Annotated in this window: 25 protein-coding genes; 20 read left to right on the top strand and 5 right to left on the bottom strand. The window is 52.3% G+C overall.

All coding sequences use genetic code 11. From position 1 onward, the window contains the following. Nucleotides 1-132: 132 nt before the first annotated feature. On the bottom strand, nucleotides 133-1,494 hold the full coding sequence (gene xseA, locus KDM89_RS11580) for an exodeoxyribonuclease VII large subunit (RefSeq protein ID WP_212688099.1): 1,362 nt from the start codon (nucleotides 1,492-1,494) through the stop codon (nucleotides 133-135). Nucleotides 1,495-2,676: 1,182 nt separating this feature from the next. Between xseA and KDM89_RS11585 the strand changes: the two genes are divergently transcribed. The 12 genes from KDM89_RS11585 to KDM89_RS11640 all read left to right on the top strand — a co-directional run bounded on the left by KDM89_RS11585 (nucleotide 2,677) and on the right by KDM89_RS11640 (nucleotide 14,016). Beyond that, complete coding sequence (locus KDM89_RS11585) at nucleotides 2,677-3,282, top strand: MotA/TolQ/ExbB proton channel family protein (RefSeq protein WP_189357339.1); 606 nt, start codon at nucleotides 2,677-2,679, stop codon at nucleotides 3,280-3,282. A 2-nt stretch (nucleotides 3,283-3,284) separates the two neighbouring features. Then, the gene (locus KDM89_RS11590; protein WP_212688100.1) at nucleotides 3,285-3,731 is read left to right on the top strand and encodes an ExbD/TolR family protein; all 447 of its coding nucleotides are present in this window, start codon (nucleotides 3,285-3,287) and stop codon (nucleotides 3,729-3,731) included. Between the two features lie 85 nt (nucleotides 3,732-3,816). Beyond that, nucleotides 3,817-4,857 carry a tetraacyldisaccharide 4'-kinase gene (lpxK, locus tag KDM89_RS11595; protein WP_212688101.1) on the top strand — a complete coding sequence of 347 codons (1,041 nt, stop codon included), beginning with the start codon at nucleotides 3,817-3,819 and terminating at the stop codon, nucleotides 4,855-4,857. After that, nucleotides 4,838-5,026 carry a Trm112 family protein gene (locus KDM89_RS11600; RefSeq protein ID WP_212688102.1) on the top strand — a complete coding sequence of 63 codons (189 nt, stop codon included), beginning with the start codon at nucleotides 4,838-4,840 and terminating at the stop codon, nucleotides 5,024-5,026. Before lpxK ends, KDM89_RS11600 begins: the two co-directional genes overlap by 20 nt. Then, on the top strand, nucleotides 5,023-5,793 hold the full coding sequence (kdsB, locus tag KDM89_RS11605) for a 3-deoxy-manno-octulosonate cytidylyltransferase (protein ID WP_212688103.1): 771 nt from the start codon (nucleotides 5,023-5,025) through the stop codon (nucleotides 5,791-5,793). The genes KDM89_RS11600 and kdsB overlap by 4 nt, the downstream gene beginning before the upstream one ends. 190 nt (nucleotides 5,794-5,983) lie before the next feature. Then, nucleotides 5,984-6,640: an adenylate kinase gene (gene adk, locus KDM89_RS11610; RefSeq protein ID WP_212688104.1), complete on the top strand. Its 657-nt coding sequence runs from the start codon at nucleotides 5,984-5,986 to the stop codon at nucleotides 6,638-6,640. Nucleotides 6,641-7,299: 659 nt separating this feature from the next. Beyond that, complete coding sequence (locus KDM89_RS11615; protein WP_212688105.1) at nucleotides 7,300-8,058, top strand: 3-hydroxyacyl-CoA dehydrogenase; 759 nt, start codon at nucleotides 7,300-7,302, stop codon at nucleotides 8,056-8,058. A 112-nt stretch (nucleotides 8,059-8,170) separates the two neighbouring features. Then, a complete protein-coding gene (locus KDM89_RS11620; protein WP_212688106.1) occupies nucleotides 8,171-9,352 on the top strand; it encodes a patatin-like phospholipase family protein in 1,182 nt (393 codons plus the stop codon). 46 nt (nucleotides 9,353-9,398) lie between these two features. After that, nucleotides 9,399-10,013 (top strand): phosphoribosylglycinamide formyltransferase, encoded by a 615-nt coding sequence (gene purN, locus KDM89_RS11625; RefSeq protein ID WP_212688107.1) that lies wholly within the window; start codon nucleotides 9,399-9,401, stop codon nucleotides 10,011-10,013. Nucleotides 10,014-10,042: 29 nt separating this feature from the next. After that, a complete protein-coding gene (locus KDM89_RS11630; protein ID WP_212688108.1) occupies nucleotides 10,043-11,305 on the top strand; it encodes an RsmB/NOP family class I SAM-dependent RNA methyltransferase in 1,263 nt (420 codons plus the stop codon). A 65-nt stretch (nucleotides 11,306-11,370) separates the two neighbouring features. Then, nucleotides 11,371-12,693 (top strand): mechanosensitive ion channel family protein, encoded by a 1,323-nt coding sequence (locus KDM89_RS11635; RefSeq protein WP_212688109.1) that lies wholly within the window; start codon nucleotides 11,371-11,373, stop codon nucleotides 12,691-12,693. Nucleotides 12,694-12,822: 129 nt separating this feature from the next. Further along, complete coding sequence (locus KDM89_RS11640) at nucleotides 12,823-14,016, top strand: DesA family fatty acid desaturase (RefSeq protein ID WP_212688110.1); 1,194 nt, start codon at nucleotides 12,823-12,825, stop codon at nucleotides 14,014-14,016. A gap of 598 nt (nucleotides 14,017-14,614) precedes the next feature. Here KDM89_RS11640 and rpmG read toward each other — a convergent pair. The 3 genes from rpmG to radC all read right to left on the bottom strand — a co-directional run bounded on the left by rpmG (nucleotide 14,615) and on the right by radC (nucleotide 15,842). After that, the gene (gene rpmG / locus KDM89_RS11645; RefSeq protein WP_189357351.1) at nucleotides 14,615-14,782 is read right to left on the bottom strand and encodes a 50S ribosomal protein L33; all 168 of its coding nucleotides are present in this window, start codon (nucleotides 14,780-14,782) and stop codon (nucleotides 14,615-14,617) included. Between the two features lie 25 nt (nucleotides 14,783-14,807). Then, nucleotides 14,808-15,044, bottom strand: a complete 237-nt coding sequence (gene rpmB / locus KDM89_RS11650; RefSeq protein WP_189357352.1) for a 50S ribosomal protein L28 — start codon at nucleotides 15,042-15,044, stop codon at nucleotides 14,808-14,810. A gap of 123 nt (nucleotides 15,045-15,167) precedes the next feature. Continuing rightward, complete coding sequence (gene radC, locus KDM89_RS11655; RefSeq protein ID WP_212688111.1) at nucleotides 15,168-15,842, bottom strand: RadC family protein; 675 nt, start codon at nucleotides 15,840-15,842, stop codon at nucleotides 15,168-15,170. 99 nt (nucleotides 15,843-15,941) lie between these two features. On the opposite strand from radC, the gene KDM89_RS11660 reads away from it, so the two are divergent. The 6 genes from KDM89_RS11660 to KDM89_RS11685 all read left to right on the top strand — a co-directional run bounded on the left by KDM89_RS11660 (nucleotide 15,942) and on the right by KDM89_RS11685 (nucleotide 21,457). Continuing rightward, the gene (locus tag KDM89_RS11660) at nucleotides 15,942-16,397 is read left to right on the top strand and encodes an FKBP-type peptidyl-prolyl cis-trans isomerase (RefSeq protein WP_212688112.1); all 456 of its coding nucleotides are present in this window, start codon (nucleotides 15,942-15,944) and stop codon (nucleotides 16,395-16,397) included. A gap of 5 nt (nucleotides 16,398-16,402) precedes the next feature. After that, nucleotides 16,403-17,347, top strand: a complete 945-nt coding sequence (gene ispH, locus KDM89_RS11665; RefSeq protein WP_212688113.1) for a 4-hydroxy-3-methylbut-2-enyl diphosphate reductase — start codon at nucleotides 16,403-16,405, stop codon at nucleotides 17,345-17,347. A gap of 481 nt (nucleotides 17,348-17,828) precedes the next feature. Next, nucleotides 17,829-18,758 (top strand): branched-chain amino acid ABC transporter permease, encoded by a 930-nt coding sequence (locus KDM89_RS11670; protein WP_212688114.1) that lies wholly within the window; start codon nucleotides 17,829-17,831, stop codon nucleotides 18,756-18,758. Between the two features lie 11 nt (nucleotides 18,759-18,769). Then, a complete protein-coding gene (locus tag KDM89_RS11675; protein WP_212688115.1) occupies nucleotides 18,770-19,951 on the top strand; it encodes an ABC transporter permease subunit in 1,182 nt (393 codons plus the stop codon). Between the two features lie 10 nt (nucleotides 19,952-19,961). Next, nucleotides 19,962-20,732, top strand: a complete 771-nt coding sequence (locus KDM89_RS11680) for an ABC transporter ATP-binding protein (RefSeq protein ID WP_189357358.1) — start codon at nucleotides 19,962-19,964, stop codon at nucleotides 20,730-20,732. Further along, nucleotides 20,732-21,457 (top strand): ABC transporter ATP-binding protein, encoded by a 726-nt coding sequence (locus KDM89_RS11685; RefSeq protein WP_212688116.1) that lies wholly within the window; start codon nucleotides 20,732-20,734, stop codon nucleotides 21,455-21,457. The genes KDM89_RS11680 and KDM89_RS11685 overlap by 1 nt, the downstream gene beginning before the upstream one ends. Nucleotides 21,458-21,519: 62 nt before the next feature. Here the strand turns inward: KDM89_RS11685 and phaP are convergent, their stop codons facing one another. Then, nucleotides 21,520-22,077, bottom strand: a complete 558-nt coding sequence (gene phaP, locus KDM89_RS11690) for a TIGR01841 family phasin (RefSeq protein WP_212688117.1) — start codon at nucleotides 22,075-22,077, stop codon at nucleotides 21,520-21,522. A 274-nt stretch (nucleotides 22,078-22,351) separates the two neighbouring features. Here phaP and KDM89_RS11695 point away from each other — a divergent pair, with 274 nt between their 5' ends. Continuing rightward, on the top strand, nucleotides 22,352-23,047 hold the full coding sequence (locus KDM89_RS11695) for a nitroreductase (RefSeq protein ID WP_212688118.1): 696 nt from the start codon (nucleotides 22,352-22,354) through the stop codon (nucleotides 23,045-23,047). A 124-nt stretch (nucleotides 23,048-23,171) separates the two neighbouring features. Beyond that, the gene (gene pbpG, locus KDM89_RS11700) at nucleotides 23,172-24,206 is read left to right on the top strand and encodes a D-alanyl-D-alanine endopeptidase (RefSeq protein ID WP_329604658.1); all 1,035 of its coding nucleotides are present in this window, start codon (nucleotides 23,172-23,174) and stop codon (nucleotides 24,204-24,206) included. The last annotated feature ends 377 nt before the right edge of the window (nucleotides 24,207-24,583 follow it).

Genomic DNA, 24,583 nt, shown 5'->3' on the forward strand with positions numbered 1-24,583 from the left:
TGCGGCTTAGGGATATCGCCAGCGTTTCTGCCGTGGAGCGGCAGGTTGGTGTGCGGAATTGCGCATTTACCGATTTTTTCCGCTGTTTTTGCCTGGTTTTAACTTGCTTTCAGCCGCGTGTTACCGACGGCATCATTCCAGCGTCGCTTGTACCGATGCCAGCTCTGCCGTCGCGCTGCCTTCCGCCAGCTGAATGTGATAGGCCTGATGCGGTTTCAGGGCGGCGGGCGAGCGCAGAATGCGCCCCTGCTGATCGCGCAAAATGGCGTAACCGCGTTCCAGCGTGCGCTGCGGATTCAGTGCTTCGAGCTGCGCCTGCAATTGTTGCAGCCTGCTCAGGCTGGCGTTGTATTGCTGTTGCTGCGCCATTTGCCAGCGTTGCTGTAATTGCTGCAGTTGCAGGCCGGACTGGCGGGTATCCGGACGCTTAGTGCGCCAGCGTTGTTGCAGCAATGTAAGTGCCTGCTGACGCTGACTCTGCCGGTATTGCCAGACTTGCTTCAGCCGGTTTTGCCATTGCGCCAGCGTCTGTTGCTGCTGACGAATCGCCGCCTGTGGGCTGATCAGGCGCCGGCTCAGATAATCCAGACTTTGTTGGCGCTGCTCAAAGCGGCGTTGCCAGCTGCGCTGCAGCGTTTCCCGTGCTTGTCGTAATTGCGTCAGCCAGTGCTCACATGGCAGTCCTGCCAGTTCAGCGGCCGCAGTCGGCGTCGGTGCGCGTAAGTCGGCGACGAAATCGGCAATCGTGAAATCCGTTTCATGCCCGACGCCACTGATGACAGGAATATCGCTGTGCGCAATCGTGCGTGCCAGCATTTCATCATTGAATGCCCACAAATCTTCTATGCTGCCACCGCCACGGCACAGGATCAGTAAATCACATTCGGCACGGTCATTGGCGGTGGATAAGGCTAGTGCCAGCTTTGCCGCCGCGCCTTCGCCCTGTACCGGCGCCGGATACAGAATGACTTCAGCATGTGGCAGGCGGCGTTTCAGGGTGGTCAGCACATCGCGCAAAGCAGCGGCCTGTGGGCTGGTAATCAGCCCGATACGCTTTACAAACGGCGGGAGCGGGCGCTTACGTTCGGCGGCCAGCAAACCCTCGGCTTCCAGTGTGGCTTTGATGCGCAGAAAAGATTCGTACAGATGGCCGACACCGGCACGGCGTATCGCTTCCACCGTCAGCTGGTAATCGCCGCGCGGCGCATACAGGCCGACGGTCGCACGCACTTCCACCTTATCGCCTTCACGCGGCTGAAACTCTGCATACATCGCGCGTCCGCGGAACATCACGGCTCTGACCTGTGCGCCGGCATCTTTCAGCGTGAAATACCAGTGACCGGACGCGGCGCGGGTAAAGTTGGATATTTCGCCGCTGACCCACAGCAAGGGAATCTGCCGCTCCAGCATCTGGGCGACAACATTGTTCAGTGCGGAAACCGACATCACAGACGGCATCGCAGCGCGGTTTAAAACGGGAGACTCAGTATTCATGCGGGTTTTCAGGCAAAAAGCTTTCCACAAGCAGCAAACATGCGGTAAGCATCGCATTCAGGCGGGGGCTTGTCAAAGTGAATGAAAACTGCTGCGCTAAGTGATTGATTATTCGGGATTTTCACTTTGCAAAATGTTTGTGCATCCTGAAAATATCCTTACAAATCAATGACATTCAGGGGGCTGCGCAGGCTTTTGCACAAGCTTATCCACAGAAAATGTGGGCAACTTGGGGATATCTTTTTGCATTGGTACACCGCAGCATGCTGCCTGTTTTTTGAGCAATCATAAAATACTGTTTCAATTCATTGGCTTAGCGATGTTTGCCTGCCACTCTGCACAGCCTTTTCCACAAAAAATGTGAAAAGCGGGCGGACTTATTCAGGGCAAACGGTTGCGCAAGCTGCCTGATCAGCTGCTTAAAAAATGGTCAGATCAAATTAGTTGATAAAAATCAGTCACTTACCGACAAATGCTACGATTTTGCACATGGTTTTCCACAAATTTTGTGCAAAATCCACAGAGCCTGCAAACCAGCAGGGTGTCGGCGTTGTCTGACTGAACCGGAATGCCACCAAAAATGTACCGATATCGCTGTTTGCCTATTTTTTGGGCATAAATAGTTTGTATTTTAAAATCAGTGACTTAGGAGGTATTTTCCGGACTTTGCACATACTTTTCCACAAAAATTGTGAACAGTCTGGCGCCGGTCCCTTAATTTTGTCCGGATAGCCTTGAAATGGCCTGAATACCAGAAAAAAGCCGCTTTGCCTAAAATTTAATCATTGATATAAATCATTTTAAAATCAGCTACTTAGCTTACTAATCCATGACTTTTCACATGTTTGTCCACAAAAAGTGTGCAGAACCGCAGGTGGCTTTTTTCAATTGTGAAGAAGTGCCGTGCGGATGCGCATCAGGATTTGGCTGCTTAAAAATTAGGCGAAACAAGTTTTTTATTACAAATCAATGACTTGCAGAGATCTCAGTGGCTTGTCCACAAGCTTTCACACAGAAATTGTGTAAATCCGCGTTTGTCAGGGGATAAAGTTGTTGCGCCCTGTGTCGTCCGGCACTTGCCGCTGATGGGCGAACACGTTACATTGCGTGCTGCACAAGATTTGCCTTACTGAGCAGCACTGCTGCGGGCAGCTGTTCATTTCATTGTTTAAAGGAGTTGCTTTGTTAGCTATATTTCAGGCCGCTGGCTGGCCAATGTATTTCCTGCTGCTGGCATCAATTATTGCGCTGGCGCTGATTGTCGAGCGCACGGTTTCCCTGCGCGCCAGCAAAATTCTGCCTTCCACGCTGCTGGATGAAGTGATTCGCGTACACCAGAGCGGTAAAGCGACGCCGGAAGTGATTCGTCAGTTATCTGAAAATTCTCCGCTGGGACGTGTACTGGCTGCCGGCTTGCGCAACGTAAACGCGCCGCGTGAAGTCATGAAAGAATCGATTGAAGAAGCGGGTAGCGGTGTTGCGCACCAGCTGGAACGGTTCCTGACCACGCTGGGTACGATTGCTTCACTGGCACCGCTGATGGGTTTGTTCGGTACGATCGTCGGTATGATTGAAATTTTTGGTTCCCAGACCGCAACCGGTGCGAATCCGGCACAACTGGCGCACGGTATTTCTGTCGCACTGTACAACACCGGTTTCGGTTTGCTGATTGCGATGCCGACGCTGGTCGCTTATCGTCATTTCCGTGCACTGGTTGATGGTCTGGTCGTGGAAATGGAACAGCAGGCGGTGAAATTCGTTGACGTGGTTCACAGCGCCAGGAAATAAGCATGAATTTTCGTAAAGGAAGAGGGCGGGAAGAGCCGGAAATCAACCTGATCCCGTTCATTGACGTGCTGCTGGTGATCCTGATCTTTCTGATGGTGACCACCACTTACAGCCGCTTTACCGAACTGCAGATTACCCTGCCGACCGCGGATGCGGAAAAAGCGCAGGATAAACCGCAGCAAATTGAAATCGGGATCGATGCGCAGGGCCGTTACAAGATCAACACGCAGGCAGTGTCGTTTATCGATACACAAACGCTGGCAGAAGATCTGAAAAAAGCAGCTGCTGAGATCGGCAAGCAGCAATCCGGTGCAGCGGTGGATCCGGTGATTATTATCAATGCGGATAAAGCGGCAACCCATCAGTCAGTGATTGATGTACTGGAAGCAGCGCGGATTGCAGGGATGGCGAAAGTCACATTTGCAGCGCAGACCGGTAATAAAAATTAAGGCAGCGGCGACATTGTCGCCGTTGGCCGGAGTGCGGAATTTTCCGTGATGCAGGGAGCCGGTGGCTCCCTCTTTCTTTTGAACTATGCGCTTATCCTTAGAATCATTTCTGCACCGTCAATGGCAGCAGCGCGGTTGGTGGTCATGGCTGATGCGTCCGCTGAGTGCGCTGTACGGCAGCATTGCCAGACGTCGCCGGCAGCAGGAATCTGCGCAGGCAGTAAAGCTCGCAGTACCGGTTGTGGTGGCAGGTAATTTGTTTGTTGGCGGAACCGGAAAAACGCCGCTGGTGATCGCGATTGTGCGTCATTTACAGGCGCAGGGCATGCGCCCCGGTGTGATTTCGCGTGGTTACGGTGCTCAGGCTTCAAGCGTGTCTGAAGTTCGTGAAAGCACAGCTGTCACGCAGAGCGGCGATGAGCCCTGGTTGATTCACTGGCATACCGGCGTACCGGTATTTGTCGGACGTGAGCGCACGCAAGCTGCGCAGGCGTTGTTGCAGGCCTATCCGGAAACTGATGTGCTGATCGCCGATGACGGTTTGCAGCATTACCGGTTATCCCGTGATATTGAGCTGGTGTTATTCGATCAGCGCGGCACCGGAAATGGCCTGTTGCTGCCTGCGGGTCCGCTGCGCGAGTTGCCGGATCGCCGTCGTGATTTCACGATACTGAATGCGCCGCTTTCTGTGGCAGCGCAGCAAGTGCCGGGAGTAACGGATGCACAGAATCTGGTGCGTATGCAATTACAAACCGCTGATTGCTGGCAGTTATCTGATCCTGCGCAACAGCGTGCTTTGTCCTCGTTTGCAGCAGAAACGGTGACCGCCGCCGCCGGCATCGGGCATCCGGAACGATTTTTTCAGACGCTGCGCAGTGCAGGCATACAGCCGCAGACCATGCCTTTCGCTGATCATTATCAATTCTCAGCGACAGATTTTCAGTCCTGTGACAGTCAAACCATACTGATCACAGAGAAGGATGCAGTAAAATGCCTGCAAATTCCGGCACTGAAGAATGACCGGCGTATCTGGGTTGTGCCTGTTGAGGCGCAACTGACGCCGTCTTTCCTTGCCGGCCTGACTCAAATGATTTCGGAGAAACAGCGTGGAAGCCCGTCTGCTTGATAATCTGGTTTGCCCATTGTGCAAAGGCCCGTTAACCCATCACAAAGCGAAAAAAGAACTGGTTTGCTATGCAGACCGTCTGGCATTTCCGATTCGTGATGATATCCCGATTATGTGGGCTGATCAGGCCCGTACTCTGACTGCAGAAGAAGCGGAAAGCCGCGCATGAGTGCGGCAGGTTTCATCGCGATTGTGCCGGCAAGGCTGGCATCCACCCGTTTGCCTGACAAGCCGCTGGCGGATATCTGCGGTAAACCGATGGTGGTACGCACGGCAGAACGCGCAAAAGCGTCCGGCGCATCGCGCGTCGTGGTGGCGACTGATCATGCCAGCATCGTGGCAGCCTGCGAGCAGCACGGCATAGAAGTGATGCTGACCCGTGCCGATCATCCTTCCGGTACCGACCGAATTGCGGAAGTCGCACATGCGCTGGGTTTGCCGGCGGATGCGGTGATCGTGAATGTGCAGGGCGATGAACCGCTGATTGATCCGGCGCTGATCGCAGCCTGTGCTGAGCGCATCAGTGCCGATGTGCCGATGGCGACCGCAGCGCACGATATTCACAGCGCTGACGACATATTTAATCCGAATGTGGTGAAAGTGGTACTGGATCGTCAGCAGCGGGCATTGTATTTTTCCCGTGCAACGATCCCATGGCACCGTGACGCGTTTGCGCATGGCGCACAACAAGTGCCGGAAAATTATCCGGCGTTGCGTCATATCGGCATCTATGCGTACCGCAATGATTTCCTGCAACAGTATCCTGCGCTGCCTTTGTCGCCGCTGGAACAGATTGAATCACTGGAACAGTTGCGTGTGCTGTGGAATGGTTACGCGATTGCCGTGCATGTCACCGAAGACAGTCCGGCACCCGGTGTGGACACACCAGCGGATCTGGAAAAAGTGCGCGAAATTTACCGGAATTTGCAAAAATAAGCGCGAACTGCACAGATTTTCATGGCAAATCATCAAGAATCGCCAAACTTGTGGTAAGTTTGGTGAAAAGTTTGTGTGATATTCAGGAAGTGCTGTCGCGTTATTGCAGCCTGCGCCGCCGGTGGTATGGTCCCGGTGGTGTTTTTCTGCGCTGAACAAGAATTTAATTTAACTCGTCTTAGGAACTATTATGCGTCTTATTTTATTGGGAGCGCCAGGCGCCGGTAAGGGCACCCAAGCTAATTACATCAAAGAAAAATTCAATATTCCTCAGATTTCTACCGGCGATATGCTGCGTGCAGCGGTGAAAGCCGGTACGCCTCTGGGTATCGAAGCGAAAAAAGTGATGGATGCCGGCGGTCTGGTTTCTGACGACATCATCATCGGTCTGGTCAAAGACCGTCTGCAGCACGATGACTGCAAAAACGGTTACCTGTTCGATGGTTTCCCGCGCACAACCCGTCAGGCAGATGCAATGAAAGAAGCCGGCGTACAAATCGATTACGTTCTGGAAATCGATGTGCCGGACGAAGCGATTGTTGACCGTATGAGTGGCCGCCGTGTTCACTTGCCATCCGGTCGTACCTATCACGTCAAATACAATCCGCCAAAAGTCGAAGGTAAAGACGATGAAACCGGTGAAGACCTGATCCAGCGTGATGACGATAAAGAAGAAACCGTCAAAAAACGCCTGACCGTTTACCACGAGCAAACGGAAGTGCTGGTGTCTTACTACGGTGACTGGGCGAAATCCGGTCAGCCGGGCGCGCCGAAATACCGCAAAATCGCTGGTATCGGTGCTGTTGAAGCTGTGCGCGATGCAGCATTCGCTGCGCTGGCAGACTAAACGCCTGCGTTTACCATCCGGTAAGCTGAGCCTTACCAGACAAAAAACCGCTTCCCGTTCCGGAGGCGGTTTTTTTTATGCCTGTTGATTTCAGGATCTCAGCATCCTGTGTCTCAGACCGAATCCGTTCAAATCCGGCCGAATCCGCTTCTGATGTGCGCTGATGCTGCTGCGCACTGCAGAGCAGCGATGACGTCATCCGTATTGCTGCAAGTCTGTGGCGACGATCCGAATGTGCCCGAAATGCCTGAAATGAGCCGGAATGCACCGAAATGCGGAGTTCAGCACAGTGATCCGGCTGTCGTCGGCAGAAAGTCCGGGCCTCGCAAAATAGCTGATGACGAACTTTGCATAATTGATGCTGACTGGCGCGGTGCTGAGTCGTCTGTATTGCCTTGCAGCGCAGGATCGGTGAAGGCGGATGCGGGGCGTGTTGCCGGATGTACCGAAAGCATGTTCACCGGTAGCGTAAAGCCGGTTTTTTGTAGGTTTGCTGCGATTCGGTAAATCAGTTATCGCAGGTTTATGAGTACAATACTGATATAACGTTTACGTAAACGTAATAGCATCACAGCGTCATCGCAATGCTTACATTGTGCAGCGTGTTTTTAATGTTCGTTCGTTCATCGATTGTTCACCCATAACGCAGAGAGACAACTATGCAAATTCAAAATAACGTATTCATCATTACCGGCGGTGCATCCGGTCTGGGCGCAGCGACAGCGCGTTTGCTGGCTGAAAACGGTGCCAAAGTCATTATCGCTGACGTGCAGGACGAAGCCGGTAAAGCGCTGGCAGCAGAATTAAATGGTGTGTTTGTGCGTTGTGATGTAACGTCAGAAGCGGACGGCAAAGCCGTGGTGGAGGCAGCGACAGCCGCCGGTACACTGCGCGGTCTGATCAACTGCGCCGGTGTGGCTCCTGCAATGAAAACCGTCGGTAAAGACGGCCCGCACGCACTGGATGTGTTCCAGCGCGTCATCAATATCAATCTGGTTGGTACCTTCAATATGTGCCGTCTGGCAGCGGATGCGATGAGCAAAACCGAAGCCGCAGAACACGGCGAGCGCGGTGTGATGATCAATACTGCATCGGTGGCTGCATTTGACGGTCAGATCGGTCAGGCAGCCTATGCATCGTCGAAAGCAGCTGTCGCCGGTATGACTCTGCCGATGGCACGTGATTTGTCACGTAACGGTATTCGTGTGATGACGATTGCGCCGGGCATTTTCGAAACACCGTTGCTGCTGGGTATGCCACAGGAAGTCCAGGATGCACTGGGTAAAATGGTACCGTTCCCGCCACGCCTCGGCAAACCGGCAGAATATGCGCATCTGGCAAAATCGATTATTGAAAACGTTATGCTGAACGGCGAAACCATCCGTCTGGATGGCGCAATCCGTATGCAACCGAAATAACAACAGCAACCAGGCCCGGTTTGCACGCATCCTGCAGTGCGGCATGACTTCAGCGTCTGCCGCCGTTACACTGGTCAGCATGAGGCTGAAGGCCTCGATACCGGAGTGAACTATGCATGATCCTGCGCAGACAGGGCTGATACTGACCGGTGGCGGCGCCCGTGCCGCCTATCAGGTCGGTGTGCTGGACGAAGTCAGACTGATACTGCAAGAAGCCGGCGTGGCCCGGCAAACCAATCCTTTCGGCATTATTTGCGGTACGTCTGCTGGCGCTATTAACGCCACTGCACTGGCATGCCGTGCCGATGATTTTCATGATTCGGTGCGCAAGATTGTCAAAGTCTGGGCCAATTTTCAGGCAGGGCAGGTCTATCGTGCTGACTCGCTGGGCGTGATCCGTTCCGGCGCACGCTGGCTGACGCTGTGGTCGTTTGGCTGGCTGCTGAATAAATGGCGGCGCTCACCACCAAATTCTCTGCTCGACAATTCCCCGCTCGAAGCCTTGCTGGAAAAAATGCTGGATTTCAGCCGCCTCGACAGTGTGCTGATGAATGGTCAGCTAAAGGCGCTGGCGGTGACCGCATCGTCATATTCCGCAGGTCAGCATCTGACCTTTTATCAGACAGAAATGCCGGTTGAACCCTGGGTGCGCACGCAGCGTGTAGCACAACGGGATTTTATTTCGGTGCGGCATTTGATGGCGTCTTCCGCGATCCCGTTTGTGTTTCCGGCTGTGGCGCTGAACTGGGAAGGGCAATTGCAGTTTTGCGGTGATGGTTCTATGCGGCAGCTGGCACCGATTTCCCCTGCGATTCACCTGGGTGCGAGCCGCGTTTTGGTGATCGGCGCAGGCAGGCTGACCGAGCCGCCGCGCGTCAGCACCGAAACGCCGCAGTATCCGAGTCTGGCGCAAATCGCGGGCCACGCGATGTCCAGCATTTTTCTGGACAGTCTGGCGGTGGATATCGAACGTCTGATGCGGATTAATAAAACCTTGTCGTTGTTGCCGCCGGAGCTGCTGGCGTCGACGCCGTTGCGTCCTGTGGATGTACTGGTGATTGCACCGTCAGAACGGCTGGATGAAATCGCAGCACGTCATGTACATAACCTGCCGTTACCGGTCAAAACCATGCTGGGCGGCATTGGTGCGACAGAGGTACGTGGTTCGGCGCTGGCTTCGTATCTGTTGTTTGAATCCAGTTATACCCGCGAATTAATCGCGCTCGGCAAGAAAGATACCCGTGACCGGCGCGAGGAAGTACTGCGCTTTTTCGGCTTGTCACAAAGTACATAATCCGTCCCGATTTGGGAAACGACGCGGTCAACGGTAAAATGGCGGGATGAAAAATATCGTCATCCTCATTTCCGGCCGTGGCAGTAACATGCAGGCCATCGTCAAAGCCTGTCAGCAAGAGCAATGGCCAGCCCGTATTGCTGCTGTGATCAGCAATAAAGCCGATGCAGCAGGTCTTGCTTTTGCGGAACAACATCAGATCCCGGCGATCGTCGTCCCTAGCAAGGGTGCGGCCAGCCGTGAAGCCTACGATGCCGAGTTGCAGCGGCAAATCGATGCTTTTTCACCGGATCTGGTGGTACTGGCCGGTTTTATGCGTATTCTGACACCGGCATTTACTGCGCATTACGAAAACCGCATGCTGAATATCCATCCGTCTCTGCTGCCGTCGTTTGTCGGCTTGCATACCCATCAGCAGGCGCTGGAAGCCGGTGTCAAAGTGCATGGCGCAACTGTACACTTTGTGACGGCAGAGCTGGATCACGGTCCTATCGTGGCACAGGCAGTGGTGCCGGTGCTGGATGGTGATGATGAAGATATGCTGGCGCAGCGGGTTCTGGTGCAGGAACACCTGATCTACCCGCGCTCCGTACGGCAGTTTATTGAGGGAAGAATGACTGTTGAAGGCAATTGTGTCCGCATCGCGGCAGAAGACGCCTGAGTTTCCCGTCCCGAATCTGAAGGAAGTTTATGAGATTACATCCGGCCGTTGTTGGCCATACTGAAAACGTACTGCGCGAAATTCTGCGTTTCGCTGGTCCCGCAGACGTGACTTTGTCCCGCTATTTCCGCGAAAACCCGCGTCTTGGCGGTCGTGAACGTGGCGTGATTGCAGAATCGGTTTACTGCTTCCTGCGTAAAAAAACCATGCTGACCGCATTTTCTGAATCCGGTTTCGGTCCGGCGATGCGTCGTCTGGCCTTGTTATCGATTGCCGAAATCACCGGCGTGGAAGCGATTGCCGGTCTGGAAGCCGGTGAAGCAGAGTGGCTGAAGCGGGTTGCGCTGATTGACCGTCAGCATTTGCCGCTGGGCCAGCGTACCAGCATGCCAGCCTGGCTGTGGGATAAGCTGACGGCAGTGCATGGCGAAGAAGGCGCGTTTGCACTGACAGAAGCGCTGAATACCAATGCGCCGCTGGATCTGCGCGTGAACCTGCTGAAAGCCAATCGCGAAAGTGCTAAGGCAGAACTGTCTGAAGCCGGTATCGAAACCGAGGAAACGCCATTCTCCGCAACTGGTTTGCGCGTGTATCGCAAGCCTGCGCTGCAAAACACCACCATCTTTAAAAACGGCGGTATTGAAGTGCAGGATGAAGGCAGCCAGTTGCTGGCGCAATTGCTGGGCGCACGCCGTGGTGAAATGGTGGTTGATTTCTGTGCCGGTGCCGGTGGTAAAACGCTGGCGCTGGGTGCAATCATGCGTAATACCGGTCGCCTGTACGCAATGGATGTTTCCGAAAAACGTTTGTCCAAACTAAAGCCGCGTCTGGCTCGCAGTGGTTTGTCGAATGTGCATCCGGTGCTGATCGCGCATGAACGCGATGCCAAAATCAAACGTATGGCCGGTAAAGCTGACCGCGTGCTGATCGATGCACCATGCAGTGGTCTCGGTACCCTGCGCCGCAATCCGGATATGAAATGGCGCCAGCAACCGGAAGACATTGCCGAACTGAATCAGAAACAGGCGGCGATTCTGGACAGCGCTTCGCGTCTGGTGAAAGCCGGTGGCCGTTTGGTGTATGCGACCTGCAGTATTCTGGAAGATGAAAATGAAGCGATCGTGCAGGGTTTCCTGGCACAGCATCCGGAATTTGAACTGATCCCGGCTTCGCAGGTATTGCAGGAGCAGCGTGTGGAAGTGGAAATGGGTGATTACCTGAAGCTGTATCCGCATCTGCATAAAACGGATGGTTTCTTTGCAGCGATTCTTGAACGTAAAAAAGCTGCCTGATTCACCGTGAACTGATCTCTTAACCCCTCTGACAACAGAGGGGTTCTTGTTTCAGGAATTCAAACATGGGTACACCTTTGCTGACGAATTTATTATCGGATCTCGCGGATGATTTTCGCGAGCCGCAGTTTTTATGGCAGGTCGGTACGGTACTGATCTGTTTTCTGATGGCATGGCTGTTGTCGCGTGCTGTGCGCAGTATGTTTCACCAGCCTGAGCCCGGTTCCGGCATGATCGCGGAAATTGGCGCAGGCAGTTTCAGCCGCGTACTGATGCCGCTGACCACTTTGCTGTTGCTGCTCGGTGCTAAAGCCATTCTGGGGCGCTGGCAGCATGTGCATTTGCTGAGTTTGCTGGTGCCGGTGATCGGCTCGCTGGCGCTGATACGCTTTGCGTTTTACGTATTGCGTAAAACCTTTGTCAAAGAAGGGCGGGTAGGGAGTTTTCTGGCAACCTTTGAAAAGCTGTTCGCCGGCCTGGTCTGGATAGGTGTGGTGCTGCATTTCACCGGTTTGTGGCCGGACTTGCTGGCGGCGCTGGAAGATGTGGTGTTGCCTGTCGGTAAAAATAAAATTTCGCTGCTGGCAATACTGCAAGCCTGTATTTCTGTGGTGCTGACGTTGATCGTTGCTTTATGGGCAAGTGCGGCGCTGGAAGCGAAGCTGATGGCATTGCCGACCGCGCATACCTCGTTCAAGGTGGTGATGTCGCGGGTCAGCAAGGCTTTGCTGATTGTGCTGGCGGTGCTGGCCAGCCTGACCATGGTTGGTATTGATCTGACTGTATTGTCGGTATTCGGTGGTGCACTGGGTGTGGGCCTGGGGTTTGGCTTGCAGAAAATCGCCAGCAACTATGTATCCGGCTTCATTATTTTGCTGGACCGCAGTATGTCGATCGGCGACATGATTTCGGTTGATAAATTCAACGGCAAAGTCACGCAGATCAATACCCGTTATACCGTGTTGCAGGGTCTGGACGGTGCAGAATCGGTGATCCCGAACGAAATGCTGGTATCCACACCGGTACAGAATTTCTCGCTGACGAATACCAGTGTGGCGATGTGGACGGATTTTTCTGTCGGCTACGATACCGATCTGGATGCCTTGTTGCCGGTGCTGGCGCAGGCTGCACTGACCGTAGAGCGCGTATGCAAAGATCCTGCACCGGGTGCACATTTAATGCGTTTTGGCGCTGACGGACTGGAGTTGCGGGTCAGTTTCTGGATTGCAGATCCGCAAAACGGTAAAACCGGCGTGTTGTCTGATGTGAACCGAGCGTTGTGGGCGGTGATGAAAGAACGCGGGATTGAATTGCCATTTCCGCAGCGAGTTGTTCACATTGCAGCGGAAACGTCCTTAAAAAGCGACCAAAATCTTGTTAAATCTTGATTTGCCTTTGGTGAGTTTCCTCTAAACAGCGTAAAATGTTTTTTATCCGGTTAAAACAGACCGGCATGCGGCTGCTCTTTCTGTACTGAGAGCAGCCATTTATTTTGTAGGGCAATAACTTTTTGTACCATGATCGAGACAATTATTGATTTTCTGTCAAATGGTCTGACCCGTGCGAGTGGCTGGCAGGTTTTCCTGTTCACCATGGTAGTGACGCATATCACTATCGCCAGTGTGACCATTTTTCTGCACCGCTGCCAGGCACACCGTGCGCTGGAACTGCACGCGATTCCAAGTCATTTCTTCCGTTTCTGGCTGTGGATGACGACCGGTCAGGTCACCAAAGAATGGGCTGCGGTTCACCGTAAGCACCATGCTAAATGCGAAACCGAAGAAGATCCGCACAGCCCGCAAACCCGTGGCATCAAAAAAGTGCTGTTTGAAGGTGTTGAACTGTACCGTGAAGAAGCACGTAATCAGGAAACCCTGAAAAAATTCGGCCACGGCACACCGGACGACTGGATGGAACGCAATGTGTACAGCCGCTACACAGCACTGGGTATCGTGCTGATGCTGCTGATCGACGTTGCTCTGTTCGGCGTTCTGGGTCTGACTGTCTGGGCTGTGCAAATGGCCTGGATTCCTGTGACTGCTGCCGGCATCATCAACGGTATTGGCCACTACTGGGGTTACCGTAACTTCGATTGCGAAGACGCTTCCACAAACATCTTCCCTTGGGGCATTCTGATTGGTGGCGAAGAGCTGCACAACAATCACCATACTTTCGGTACTTCCGCCAAGCTGTCGTCCAAATGGTATGAGTTCGATATCGGATGGATGTACATCCGCATTCTGGAAACCTGCGGTATGGCAACCGTGAAAAAAGTTGCGCCGGAACCGAAGTTTGACAGTCGGAAAAGTGCTGTGGACCTGGAAACTCTGCAGGCTGTCGTAGCGAACCGCTACGAAGTGATGGCGAAATACACCAAAACCCTGCGTAAAGCATGGGCGGTGGAAGTGGCTTCCCTGCGTGAAAAAGCACAGATTGAAGCGAACCGTCTGAAATCTGCAAAACAATTGCTGCAGGTAGAGCCAAGCAAATTGCTGGCAAGCCAGAAGCAGCAGTTGCAGGAAGTGCTGCAGCACAGTACCGTTCTGCAAACCATGCATGAAATGCGTGAAGAGCTGGCTCAGATCTGGGAACGCTCCACCAACAGCCGTGAGCAGCTGGTGCAGCAATTGCAGGACTGGTGTGCCCGTGCGGAAGCATCCGGCATTCAGACTTTGCAAGAGTTCTCTCTGCGTCTGCGTACCTACGCCTGATCAGGTTCATTGCCTGCGCAGCTGGCAGGCCTGAGCTGAATCGAGCTAAAGCGCCGTTTCCGTTACTGGGAACGGCGTTTTTTATTTGCTTTGCGCATGAATTGCCCTGCAGCCTTCTGTTGCCTGATGTTGCTGTCCGGAGCTCCTCAGCGCAGTATTTCCATGTGTTTTGCCGGAGTTCGCTGAAAACCGTGTCAGCAGCATCAAAAATGCCTCAAATGCGGAGTTTTGCACAGCGATTGCGCTGTCGTCGGCAGAAAGTCCGGGCCTCCGGAAATCGCAGATGGCGATCTTTGCATAGCGTGTAACGGTAGAAGGCGTTCGTTGCTCAGATTATGTAAGGTACGAGGCGAGGGCGGGAGGGGAGCTGGCGGTCGTAGCCGGAAAAATGTTTTGCCGGAGGCTGCCCTTATTTTCAGTACAGCTTATTCAGGTAATAACGATAAGGCGATAAGGCGATAAGGCGAAAGCAAATTACCATTGGTAATCGGGATCTGAAGCGGAAACCGAAGCGAAAATACAAGAGAGTATAAGAGAGCGACAGGCAATAAAAAAAGCCCGATCAGAGATCAGGCTTTTTTTGCGAAACCAAAACCGATTATTTGATTTTTGTTTCTTTGTACAGCACGTGTTTACGTGCTTTTGGATCAAACTTCATGATCTCCATTTTTTCAGGCATTGTGCGCTTGTTTTTGGAGGTTGTGTAGAAGTGACCGGTGCCGGCTGTCGATTCCAGCTTGATTTTGTCGCGACCTGTTTTTGCCATGATATTTTCCTAACAAAAGTTATGCTTACACTTTTTCGCCACGGGCACGCAGGTCAGCCAGAACAGCTTCGATACCGACTTTATCGATAACGCGCAGACCAGCATTAGACAAACGCAGAGAAACCCAGCGGTTTTCAGATTCTACGAAGAAGCGACGATTTTGCAGGTTAGGCAAGAAACGACGTTTGGTTTTGTTGTTAGCGTGGGAAACGTTATTGCCAACCATTGGCCCTTTCCCAGTTACTTGGCAAACACGTGCCATGATGAGCTCCTTGATTCCGAATTTTGGAAAAACAGGATTGTACGTAAAAAACGTAAATTTATCAATGACTTGTGAAATAAAATTGTTAAATGTGATTTTCTTTAAATTTAACAATTTAAAATTTCACAGTAAACCCCGCTCCGCAAAAGAGAAAATCCCCGCTCTGGCAACGATAAAATGGTCCAGCACGCGTATCTCCAGTAACTGTAAAGCTTGTTGTAATTGCGCAGTCAATTGCTTGTCAGCAGCGCTGGGATCGCAGTTTCCGGACGGATGGTTGTGCGCCACAATGACGGAAGCCGCATGGTGATGCAAGGCTCGAACCGCCACTTCGCGCGGATAGACGCTGGCTTGCGTTAGTGTCCCGCGAAACATTTCTTCGGTCGTGATCAGCTTGTTCTGCACGTCCAGAAACAGGACACAGAAACATTCATACGTCCGGTTCGCAAACAGCAGGTGCAGATAATCTTTCACAGCCTGCGGATTTGAAAGACTGACTTTTTCTTCGAGTTCTTCACGGATCGCACGTTTTGATAACTCCAGCACCGCCTGTAACTGCGCAAATTTGGCTTGTCCCAATCCGTGTATGCGACAGAATTCGGACAGCGGTGCGGCGAACATGCCGGATAAAGAACCGAATTCTTTCAGTAAATCACGTGCCAGATCGACCGCACTTTTTCCGGTAACCCCGGTACGTAAAAAAACGGCCAGCAACTCCGCATCAGATAAATGGCTCGCGCCCAGCCGGATCAGGCGTTCGCGCGGGCGGTCATCCTGTGGCCAGTCCAGAATCGTCATCTAACCCTCCTGTCATATCAAGACTTCCGTGTTTTCGCGGTGCGTTCCTGCAAGCTGGCTTACAATATGCGCTTATTTGAAAACGCCGGAATATTTACTATGAGTGAAAGCACCCCATTGCGCGTACAGAGCGATTCGTATCTGACTTTGCATTACCGTCTGGCTACGCTGGATGGTGAAAATATTATCAGTACTTTTGATGAAAATCCGGCAACTTTACAATTGGGAACAGGACAACTTGCACCCGAACTGGAAAATGCACTGATTGGTCTGGAAGACGGCTCTCACACCAGCCAGGAATTGCCGCCGGAAAAAGCGTTCGGACCACGTAATCCGGATCTGATTCAGCGTGTTTCAGCACAAACCCTGAAAGAAAATTCTGCGTTCGGCGAACAATACGTGATTGGTGATCTGGTGGAATTTGCCGCGCCGTCCGGCGGTCGCTTCGCCGGCATTCTGCGCGCAATGGATGACAATGGTTATTTGTTTGACTTTAACCATCCGCTGGCCGGTCAGACCGTGATTTTTGAAACCCGCATTATCGGTATTCTGTAAATAAAATGGATAAAGAGATTCTGTTAGCTCAGCCGCGCGGTTTTTGCGCCGGCGTTGACCGTGCCATTGAAATCGTAGAACGTGCGCTGAAACAATTCGGCGCACCGATTTATGTACGTCATGAAATCGTGCATAACGCTTTTGTGGTGAATGATTTGCGCGAGAAGGGCGCGGTATTCATTGAGAATCTGGAAGATGTACCGGCCGGTGAAACACTGATTTTCTCTGCACACGGCGTGTCTCAGGCGGTGCGTCGTGAAGCGGAAGCGCGTGGTGTGACGGTGTTTGACGCGACTTGTCCGCTGGTGACAAAAGTCCATATCGAAGTCGCTAAAATGCGCAAGGAAGAGCGCGAAATCATCATGATCGGCCATGCTGGTCACCCTGAAGTGGAAGGTACGATGGGGCAGGTGGACGATGGTATTCATCTGGTGGAAACCGTTGAAGACGTTGCACGCCTGCAGGTGGCGGATCCTGAGAAACTGGCCTATGTATCGCAAACCACCTTGTCGGTCGATGATACGGCTGACATTATCGCGGCGCTGAAAGCCCGTTTTCCGGCGATTGCTGAACCAAAGAAAGGCGACATCTGCTACGCCACTACCAATCGTCAGCAGGCCGTGAAATTCATGGCGCCGCAAGTGGAAGTAGTGATTGTTGTCGGCAGCCCTAACAGCTCGAATTCGAACCGTTTACGCGAAGTGGCTGAGAAAGTCGGCGCCAAAGCGTATATGGTTGATCATGCTTCTCAGATTCAGCCAGTCTGGCTGGAAGGTGTTTCCCGTGTTGGCCTGACTGCCGGTGCTTCAGCGCCGGAAGTGCTGGTGAAGGAAGTGATTGAGCGTCTGCGTGAGCTGGGTGCGAAGTCAGTTCGTCCGCTGGAAGGTGTTGAAGAGAATGTCACATTCCCGTTACCGAAAGGCTTAACCGGGCAACCTGCCGTTAATTAAAAGGTAATTTGCTGATATCTGAACAAAGTTCTCTGTAAGGCGATTATTCGATATTTTGTTTTGCAAAACCGTGCTTAAGATGTGCTCCTGCCAAAAAACAGGCGCCATCCCGCACCTCAAAAGGTGTATGCTGGTCTTGTGATTTTGTGGAAAATACTTAGGATAAGGTGGTTTTTATACCACGGCGTCCTGAAAATGGCTGGGTATAATCCGGCCACCAACCCCGGACTATCCACCGGTCAAAATATTAGAAGAGCTTTTACCAAAAGTTGCAGAGGAGAGGTTTGTTATGTGTATCACACGCAGTATTTTCACTCCCGATATGATGACCCGCGACTTCAGATAGTTAGCGGAAGCTGAACGGCACCGTTTCGTACGGATGCCGTTTTTTGTTATCTGAAGTCCTGAACGTCAGGCAGCGCTGAACACGGCAACCCCTGACTTACCAGAAACACTGATTCATTCATTGAGAGAGAAGTATATGGATACCTTTATCCAACAGTTAATTAACGGTCTGGTCACAGGCTCGATGTATGCACTGGTTGCACTCGGATACACCATGGTGTACGGGGTGCTGAACCTGATTAACTTTGCGCACGGTGACGTGCTGATGATCGGCGCTATGGCCGGTATCAGTATTCTGAAACTGCTGCTGGTCCATGCACCGGGTCTGCCGGGCATCGTCATGCTGATCATCGCGATTCTCGGCGCGATCCCGATTTGTATGATCGTGAATATTCTGATCGAACGTATCGCTTATCGTCGCTTGCGTAATGCGCCGCGTCTGGCACCGCTGATCACAGCGATCGGTGTGTCGATTCTGGTGCAAACCCTGGCGATGATGATCTGGGGCCGCAGCCCGATCCCGTTCCCTTCCGTGATGCCGACCATGCCGGTGTTCATCGGTAATGCCGTGATTTCCCAGACGCAGATTCTGTTGCTGATTCTGGCGTTGGTATCGATGATTGGCCTCGTACTGCTGGTTGAAAAAACCAAAATGGGCCGCGCGATGCGTGCTACCGCTGAAAATCCGCGTGTTGCAGGTTTGATGGGTGTGAACTCAAACAGCGTGATTGTTGCTACTTTCGGTATCGGCGCTGCATTGGCTGCCGTTGCCGGTGTGATGTGGGCAGCGAACTATTCTTCCGCACAGTTTGCAATGGGCTTTGTTCCCGGCCTGAAAGCGTTCTCCGCAGCCGTACTGGGTGGTATCGGCAATATCTACGGTGCAATGCTGGGCGGGATTCTGCTGGGCATTATCGAAGCGCTGGGTGCCGGTTATATCGGTGACCTGACTGGTGGCGTGTTGGGCAGTCACTATCAGGATATCTTCGCATTCGTTGTACTGATTATCGTCCTGACCCTGCGTCCATCCGGCATTATGGGTGAACGTGTTGCTGACCGTGCCTGAGGAGTTGAAGAATGTCTTCTGTATTTGATACGAAAGCCAATCCGGCCAAGGCGTATACCAGTCTCGGTCTGCTGGCAGTTGTTTTGATTGCGTTCCCGTTTATTTCCGCGAATTTCGGTAATTCCTGGGTACGTATTGTTGATATGGCGCTGCTGTACATCATGCTGGCGCTGGGTCTGAATATTGTGGTTGGCTTTGCCGGTTTACTGGACCTGGGCTATATCGCATTTTATGCAGTGGGTGCATATCTGGCAGGCATTTTTATGTCCCCTCAGTTTGCTACCATTCTTGAGTCTGTCGTCGAAAACTATCCAGTATTCGGTGCCTCACTGATCGAATGGTTCGGGCCTGAAATTGCCACAAAGGGTATTCACCTTTCTGTCTGGATCATTATCCCGATTGCAGCAATTATTGCTGGTGCCTGCGGTGCATTGCTCGGCGCACCAACGCTGAAGCTGCGCGGCGATTATCTGGCGATCGTCACACTGGGTTTCGGTGAAATTATCCGTATTTTCATGAACAACATGAATGCGCCGATCAATTTTACGAACGGTCCGCAAGGGATCAATATGGTTGATCCTGTCAAAATCGGTGGTGTTTCTCTGGCAGGTGAAGCCGGTGTAGTAGACCTGTTTGGTTACCAGATGCCATCAGTCAATGCGTATTACTTCCTGTTCCTGGCACTGTGCGTACTGATCGTCGTTGTATCTCTGCGCCTGCAGGATTCCCGTCTGGGTCGTGCATGGGTTGCAATCCGTGAAGATGAGATTGCGGCAAAAGCGATGGGTATCAATACCCGTAATGTGAAGTTGCTGGCGTTCTCGATGGGCGCATCCTTCGGCGGTGTTTCCGGTGCGATGTTCGGTACTTTCCAGGGCTTCGTTTCTCCTGAATCGTTTTCGCTGATGGAATCGATTGTGATTCTGGCGATGGTGGTGCTCGGTGGTATCGGTCATATTCCTGGTGTGATTCTGGGTGCGGTACTCCTTGCAGCCTTGCCCGAAGTATTGCGTCACATCGTTGAACCAGTACAAATGACATTGTTCGGCAAAGTACTGATTGAAGCAGAAGTGTTGCGCCAGTTGCTGTACGGTCTGACGATGGTTCTGGTCATGCTGAATCGTCCGGCTGGTTTGTGGCCAGCACCAAAACACGAAGATAAAGTTCCGGCGACATCGGATGCAGCAGCGTAAGGACGTGAACATGACTCAAACCATTCTGAAAATTCAGGGCGCAAACAAACGCTTTGGTGGCCTGCAGGCATTGTCCAATGTCGGCATTGAAATTAAACAGGGACAAATCTACGGATTGATTGGCCCTAACGGTGCCGGTAAAACCACTTTCTTTAACGTGATTACCGGTTTGTATCAGCCTGATACCGGTACGTTTGAACTGGATGGCAAACCGTATTCCCCGTCTGCACCGCATGATGTGGCCCGTGCCGGTATTGCGCGTACTTTCCAGAACATCCGTTTGTTCGGTGAAATGACTGCGCTGGAAAACGTGATGGTCGGACGCCACGTGCGTACCCATCAGGGTGTGTTCGGTGCAATTTTCCATCACGCGGCAGCCCGTAAAGAGGAAGCAGAAACCCGTGCCCGTGCACAGGAATTGCTGGATTTTGTCGGTATTGGTCAGTTTGCCGACCGTACTTCCAAATATTTGTCTTACGGCGATCAGCGTCGTCTGGAAATCGCCCGTGCGCTGGCGACAGATCCAAAGCTGCTGGCGCTGGACGAACCTGCCGCAGGTATGAATGCAACAGAAAAACTGGGCCTGCGTGAATTGCTGGTCAAGATTAAGGCGCAGGGAAAAACGATTCTCCTGATTGAGCACGACGTGAAGCTGATGATGGGTCTGTGTGACCGTATCACAGTGCTGGACTACGGTAAGCCAATTGCAGAAGGGGTTCCGGCAGAAATTCAGAGTAACCCGGCGGTGATTGAAGCCTACCTGGGCGGAGGAGGACACTAATGAAAGAAAATGTACTGAAAGTCAGCCAGCTGAAGGTGGCATACGGCGGTATCAAAGCGGTAAAAGGCATTGATCTGGAAGTTAACCGTGGCGAACTGGTCACCCTGATCGGTGCGAATGGCGCGGGTAAAACCACGACGCTGAAAGCGATTACCGGCACGCTGCCCAGCTGCAAAACCGAAGGTGAGATTTTTTATCTGGGTAAGCAGATTCGCGGCAGCCAGTCATTCCAGCTGGTATCTCAGCGTCTGGCGATGGTGCCGGAAGGCCGTGGTGTATTCACCCGCATGACGATTCATGAAAATCTGCTCATGGGTGCATTCACCCGTGACGATAAAGCAGGTATCGAAGCGGATGTTGAAAAATGGTATGGCATTTTCCCGCGTCTGAAAGAGCGTTCCGCTCAGTTGGCCGGTACTTTGTCCGGCGGTGAGCAGCAAATGCTGGCAATGGCGCGTGCGCTGATGAGCCATCCTGAATTGCTGTTGCTGGACGAGCCTTCGATGGGTCTGTCACCGATTATGGTGGAAAAGATCTTTGAAGTGATTCGTAACGTGTCGGCTGAGGGCGTCACGATCCTGCTGGTTGAGCAAAATGCGAAACTGTCCTTGCAGGCAGCACACCGTGGCTATGTGATGGAATCCGGCGTGATTACCATGAACGGTGATGCGAAAGATATGCTGAATGATCCTAAAGTTCAGGCGGCATATCTGGGCGAAGGCTGATTTCACACAGCAACGAGCTGGATGAAAACCCGGTCAGTCAAAACTGACCGGGTTTTGTTTTATCAGGACTTTTTAATTGTACTTGCTGCTTTGACCGCTTTTTCAACTTGTGCGCCAGCCTGATTCAGATTGGCTTCAAAGCTTTCGGCCAGATTACGCGTCAGTTTCTGGAAATTTTCCAGTTGGGCTGCTGCCTGATTGCTGCCGGAGCGCATCATTGCGACCCATGGTTCGCTGCCTTGTGGCAGGTTTTTACTCATCACATCGAACAGTGCCAGTGATTTTTCCAGCGTATCCTGTGCCTGCTGATTCGCAATTTTGGTGAGTTCGGACTGACTCGCAGATGCAATCGCAGTAAGTCGCTTACTGTAATTCAGCCAGATGCCGGTATCCGGTTGCTGGCTCACAGCCTGCCAGAAAGCCTGAGGATCTGCCGCATGCATCACGTCGCGGGTCCGGCGGCTTTGTTCATCCAGACCTTGGCGAAACGTGCTCAGCTGCAAATCCAGTAATCTGGCGGATTGCTCCAGGGACTGACTGCCGGCGGCGCGCAGCAGATTCAGTTGTGCATCGAGGCTGGCTTTGCTGGCGGTGGAAAGTGGTTCTGGTACAGAAAACATGGAACGACTCCTTTGAATAAGGTGAAGCCGGGAAGGGCAGGCGGAGAAAGCTGTTGTTGAGCACAACGATACCTGCAAGCTACACATGACAGCTTGCACCGACACTGGCCTGTGATGGTGTCAGTCAGACAATTCTATGCACAAGTCATGACAAAACGATGAAAAAATCATCAAATTGTTGCTTTCGGGCAGGGTATTTCTCTTACAATCGGAACCTTCACTTTTCTGCCTCCGGATTGTTACCGGCAGGATCTTCTGTTCTGCAAGGAGTGTTATGGATACGAAAGCAACGCAACAGGCTATTGAACATGTGATTCATTCCCGCCGTTCTGTACGTGCATTTAAACCGGATGCTGTTCCGCAGGAAATACTGGAAGCATTATTGTCACTGGCAGCCCGTGCACCATCCGGTACGAATACGCAGCCCTGGAAAGTCTATGTATTGCAGGGACAGGCAAAAGAGCGCCTGTCGCAACGTATTCTTGATGCTCATCATCAGCCTGATCCGGCCAGTCCGCATACCGAGGAATATCACTACTATCCGCAGCAATGGGTCAGTCCCTACGTTGACCGTCGGCGTAAAGTCGGCTGGGATTTGTATCAGTTGCTTGGCCTGACGCGGGATAACAAGGCCGGTATGCATGCGCAGCATGGCCGCAACTATCAGTTTTTTGATGCACCGGTAGGCTTGATTTTCACCATAGACCGCATCATGGAACAGGGTTCCTGGCTCGATTACGGTATGTTTTTACAGACGCTGATGCTGGCAGCACGTGGCTTTGGTCTGGATACCTGTCCGCAGGCAGCGTTTACCCAGTATCACCGCATCATTGCAGAAGAACTGGCCTTGCCGGAACAGGAAATGGTGGTATGCGGTATGTCACTGGGTTATGCAGATCCGGGTAAAGTTGAAAATACGCTGGAGACAGAGCGTATGGCTTTATCTGAATTTGTCCGGTTTGTTGCCTGATTTTTACTCTTGTTCCGTCACTTCAAATTTCTGCGCTAAGTGCTTCATTCTCTTGCGAAATTGCATTGATTTGTTACACTTAAGGGAAATATTTTTTCATCGTTTTTTGAGGGAGTTGCTGGTAGTGAAGTATGTACGCAAAGCACTGACAATCAGCCTTGCTGTGTTATTTCCGGCTTTCCTGGTGACGGCTAACCCTGCTTTTGCCAAGCATCATGAAAGCAAAAAGCCTGCTGCACATAAAAAACGGGTGGTGATTACCAACAACCCGGCGCGTGTTTCTGCGGGAAAAAAAGCAGTGTCAGGCAAGGTAAAAGCGAAAGCCGGTAAACACCGGGCTGCGCTGGCTGACGCCACACCGGCAAAGCCGACTGTGGGCGACAGCATTGGTCTGAAACACAATGATCCGCTGGCTCTGCAGTCGAATGTCGCATTTGTCGTCGATCAGGCCAGCTCCAAAGTCCTGTTTGAAAAAAATCCGGATGTTTCGCTGCCGATCGCTTCAATTACCAAGCTGATGACCAGTCTGGTAGTGGTGGAAGCGCATCAGGACATGAATGAAATTCTGGAAGTCTCCGATGACGATATTGATCACGAAAAAGGCACGGGTTCCCGCCTGAAGATCGGTGCCCGTCTCAGCCGTTCTGATTTGTTGCACATTGCACTGATGAGTTCGGAAAACCGTGCGGCATCTGCACTGGGCCGTAATTATCCGGGTGGCTTGCCTGCGTTTGTGAATGCCATGAATGCCAAGGCAAAGCAGCTGGGTATGACCGATACGCATTACGTGGATTCTAGTGGCTTGTCCAGTCAGAACCGTGCCAGTGCGCGCGATCTGGTTAAACTGGTCAATGCTGCTTACAAACATCCTGTGATTCGTGACTATTCAACCGATTCCAAATATGTGGTCAATCCGGGTGGCCGTCCGCTGGAATACGGTACATCGAACCGTCTGGTTGCTAATCCGACCTGGGAAATCGGCTTACAGAAAACCGGTTATATCGCCGAAGCAGGCCGTTGTCTGGTGATGCAGGCCATGATCAAAGGCCGTGCAGTGGTGATGGTGTTTCTGGATTCCAAAGGTAAGTATTCCCGTCTGGCGGATGCCGGTCGCGTCAGAAAGTGGCTGGAAACCAATCAGGAACAAAAAGTATCCTGATGCTTGTTGCGCAGGCAAACCGGCTTTGCTGCCGGATGAAAAAACCGCTGTCAGATCGCAGCGGTTTTTTTTCGTCTGTCGTCTTCGTATTTTGCTTTTCGCTTCTTTTTCGCCGTAACGGAGCAGGGTGATGCTGTCAGCGAATGAAGTATTTGCGCTGACACGCCGGTCGTGGTGTGGCGCACATAAACCCGTTATCCGCTGCAAAACAAGTTCTCTGTTGTGCAGATATCCGCATCCGGTATTTTCGGAGAGCCGGACTTTCTGCCGACGACCGCCGGATCGCTATGCAGAACACCGCAAAATGCCCGTTTTCGGGCCATTTTAGCGGTGTGGCAGGCACTGCACTGCAATGTACGGCGTCCGCCGTTCCGGCT

It is taken from the genome of Cognatundibacterium luofuense (assembly GCF_018139685.1).
Lineage (GTDB): Bacteria > Pseudomonadota > Gammaproteobacteria > Burkholderiales > Burkholderiaceae_D > Undibacterium > Undibacterium luofuense.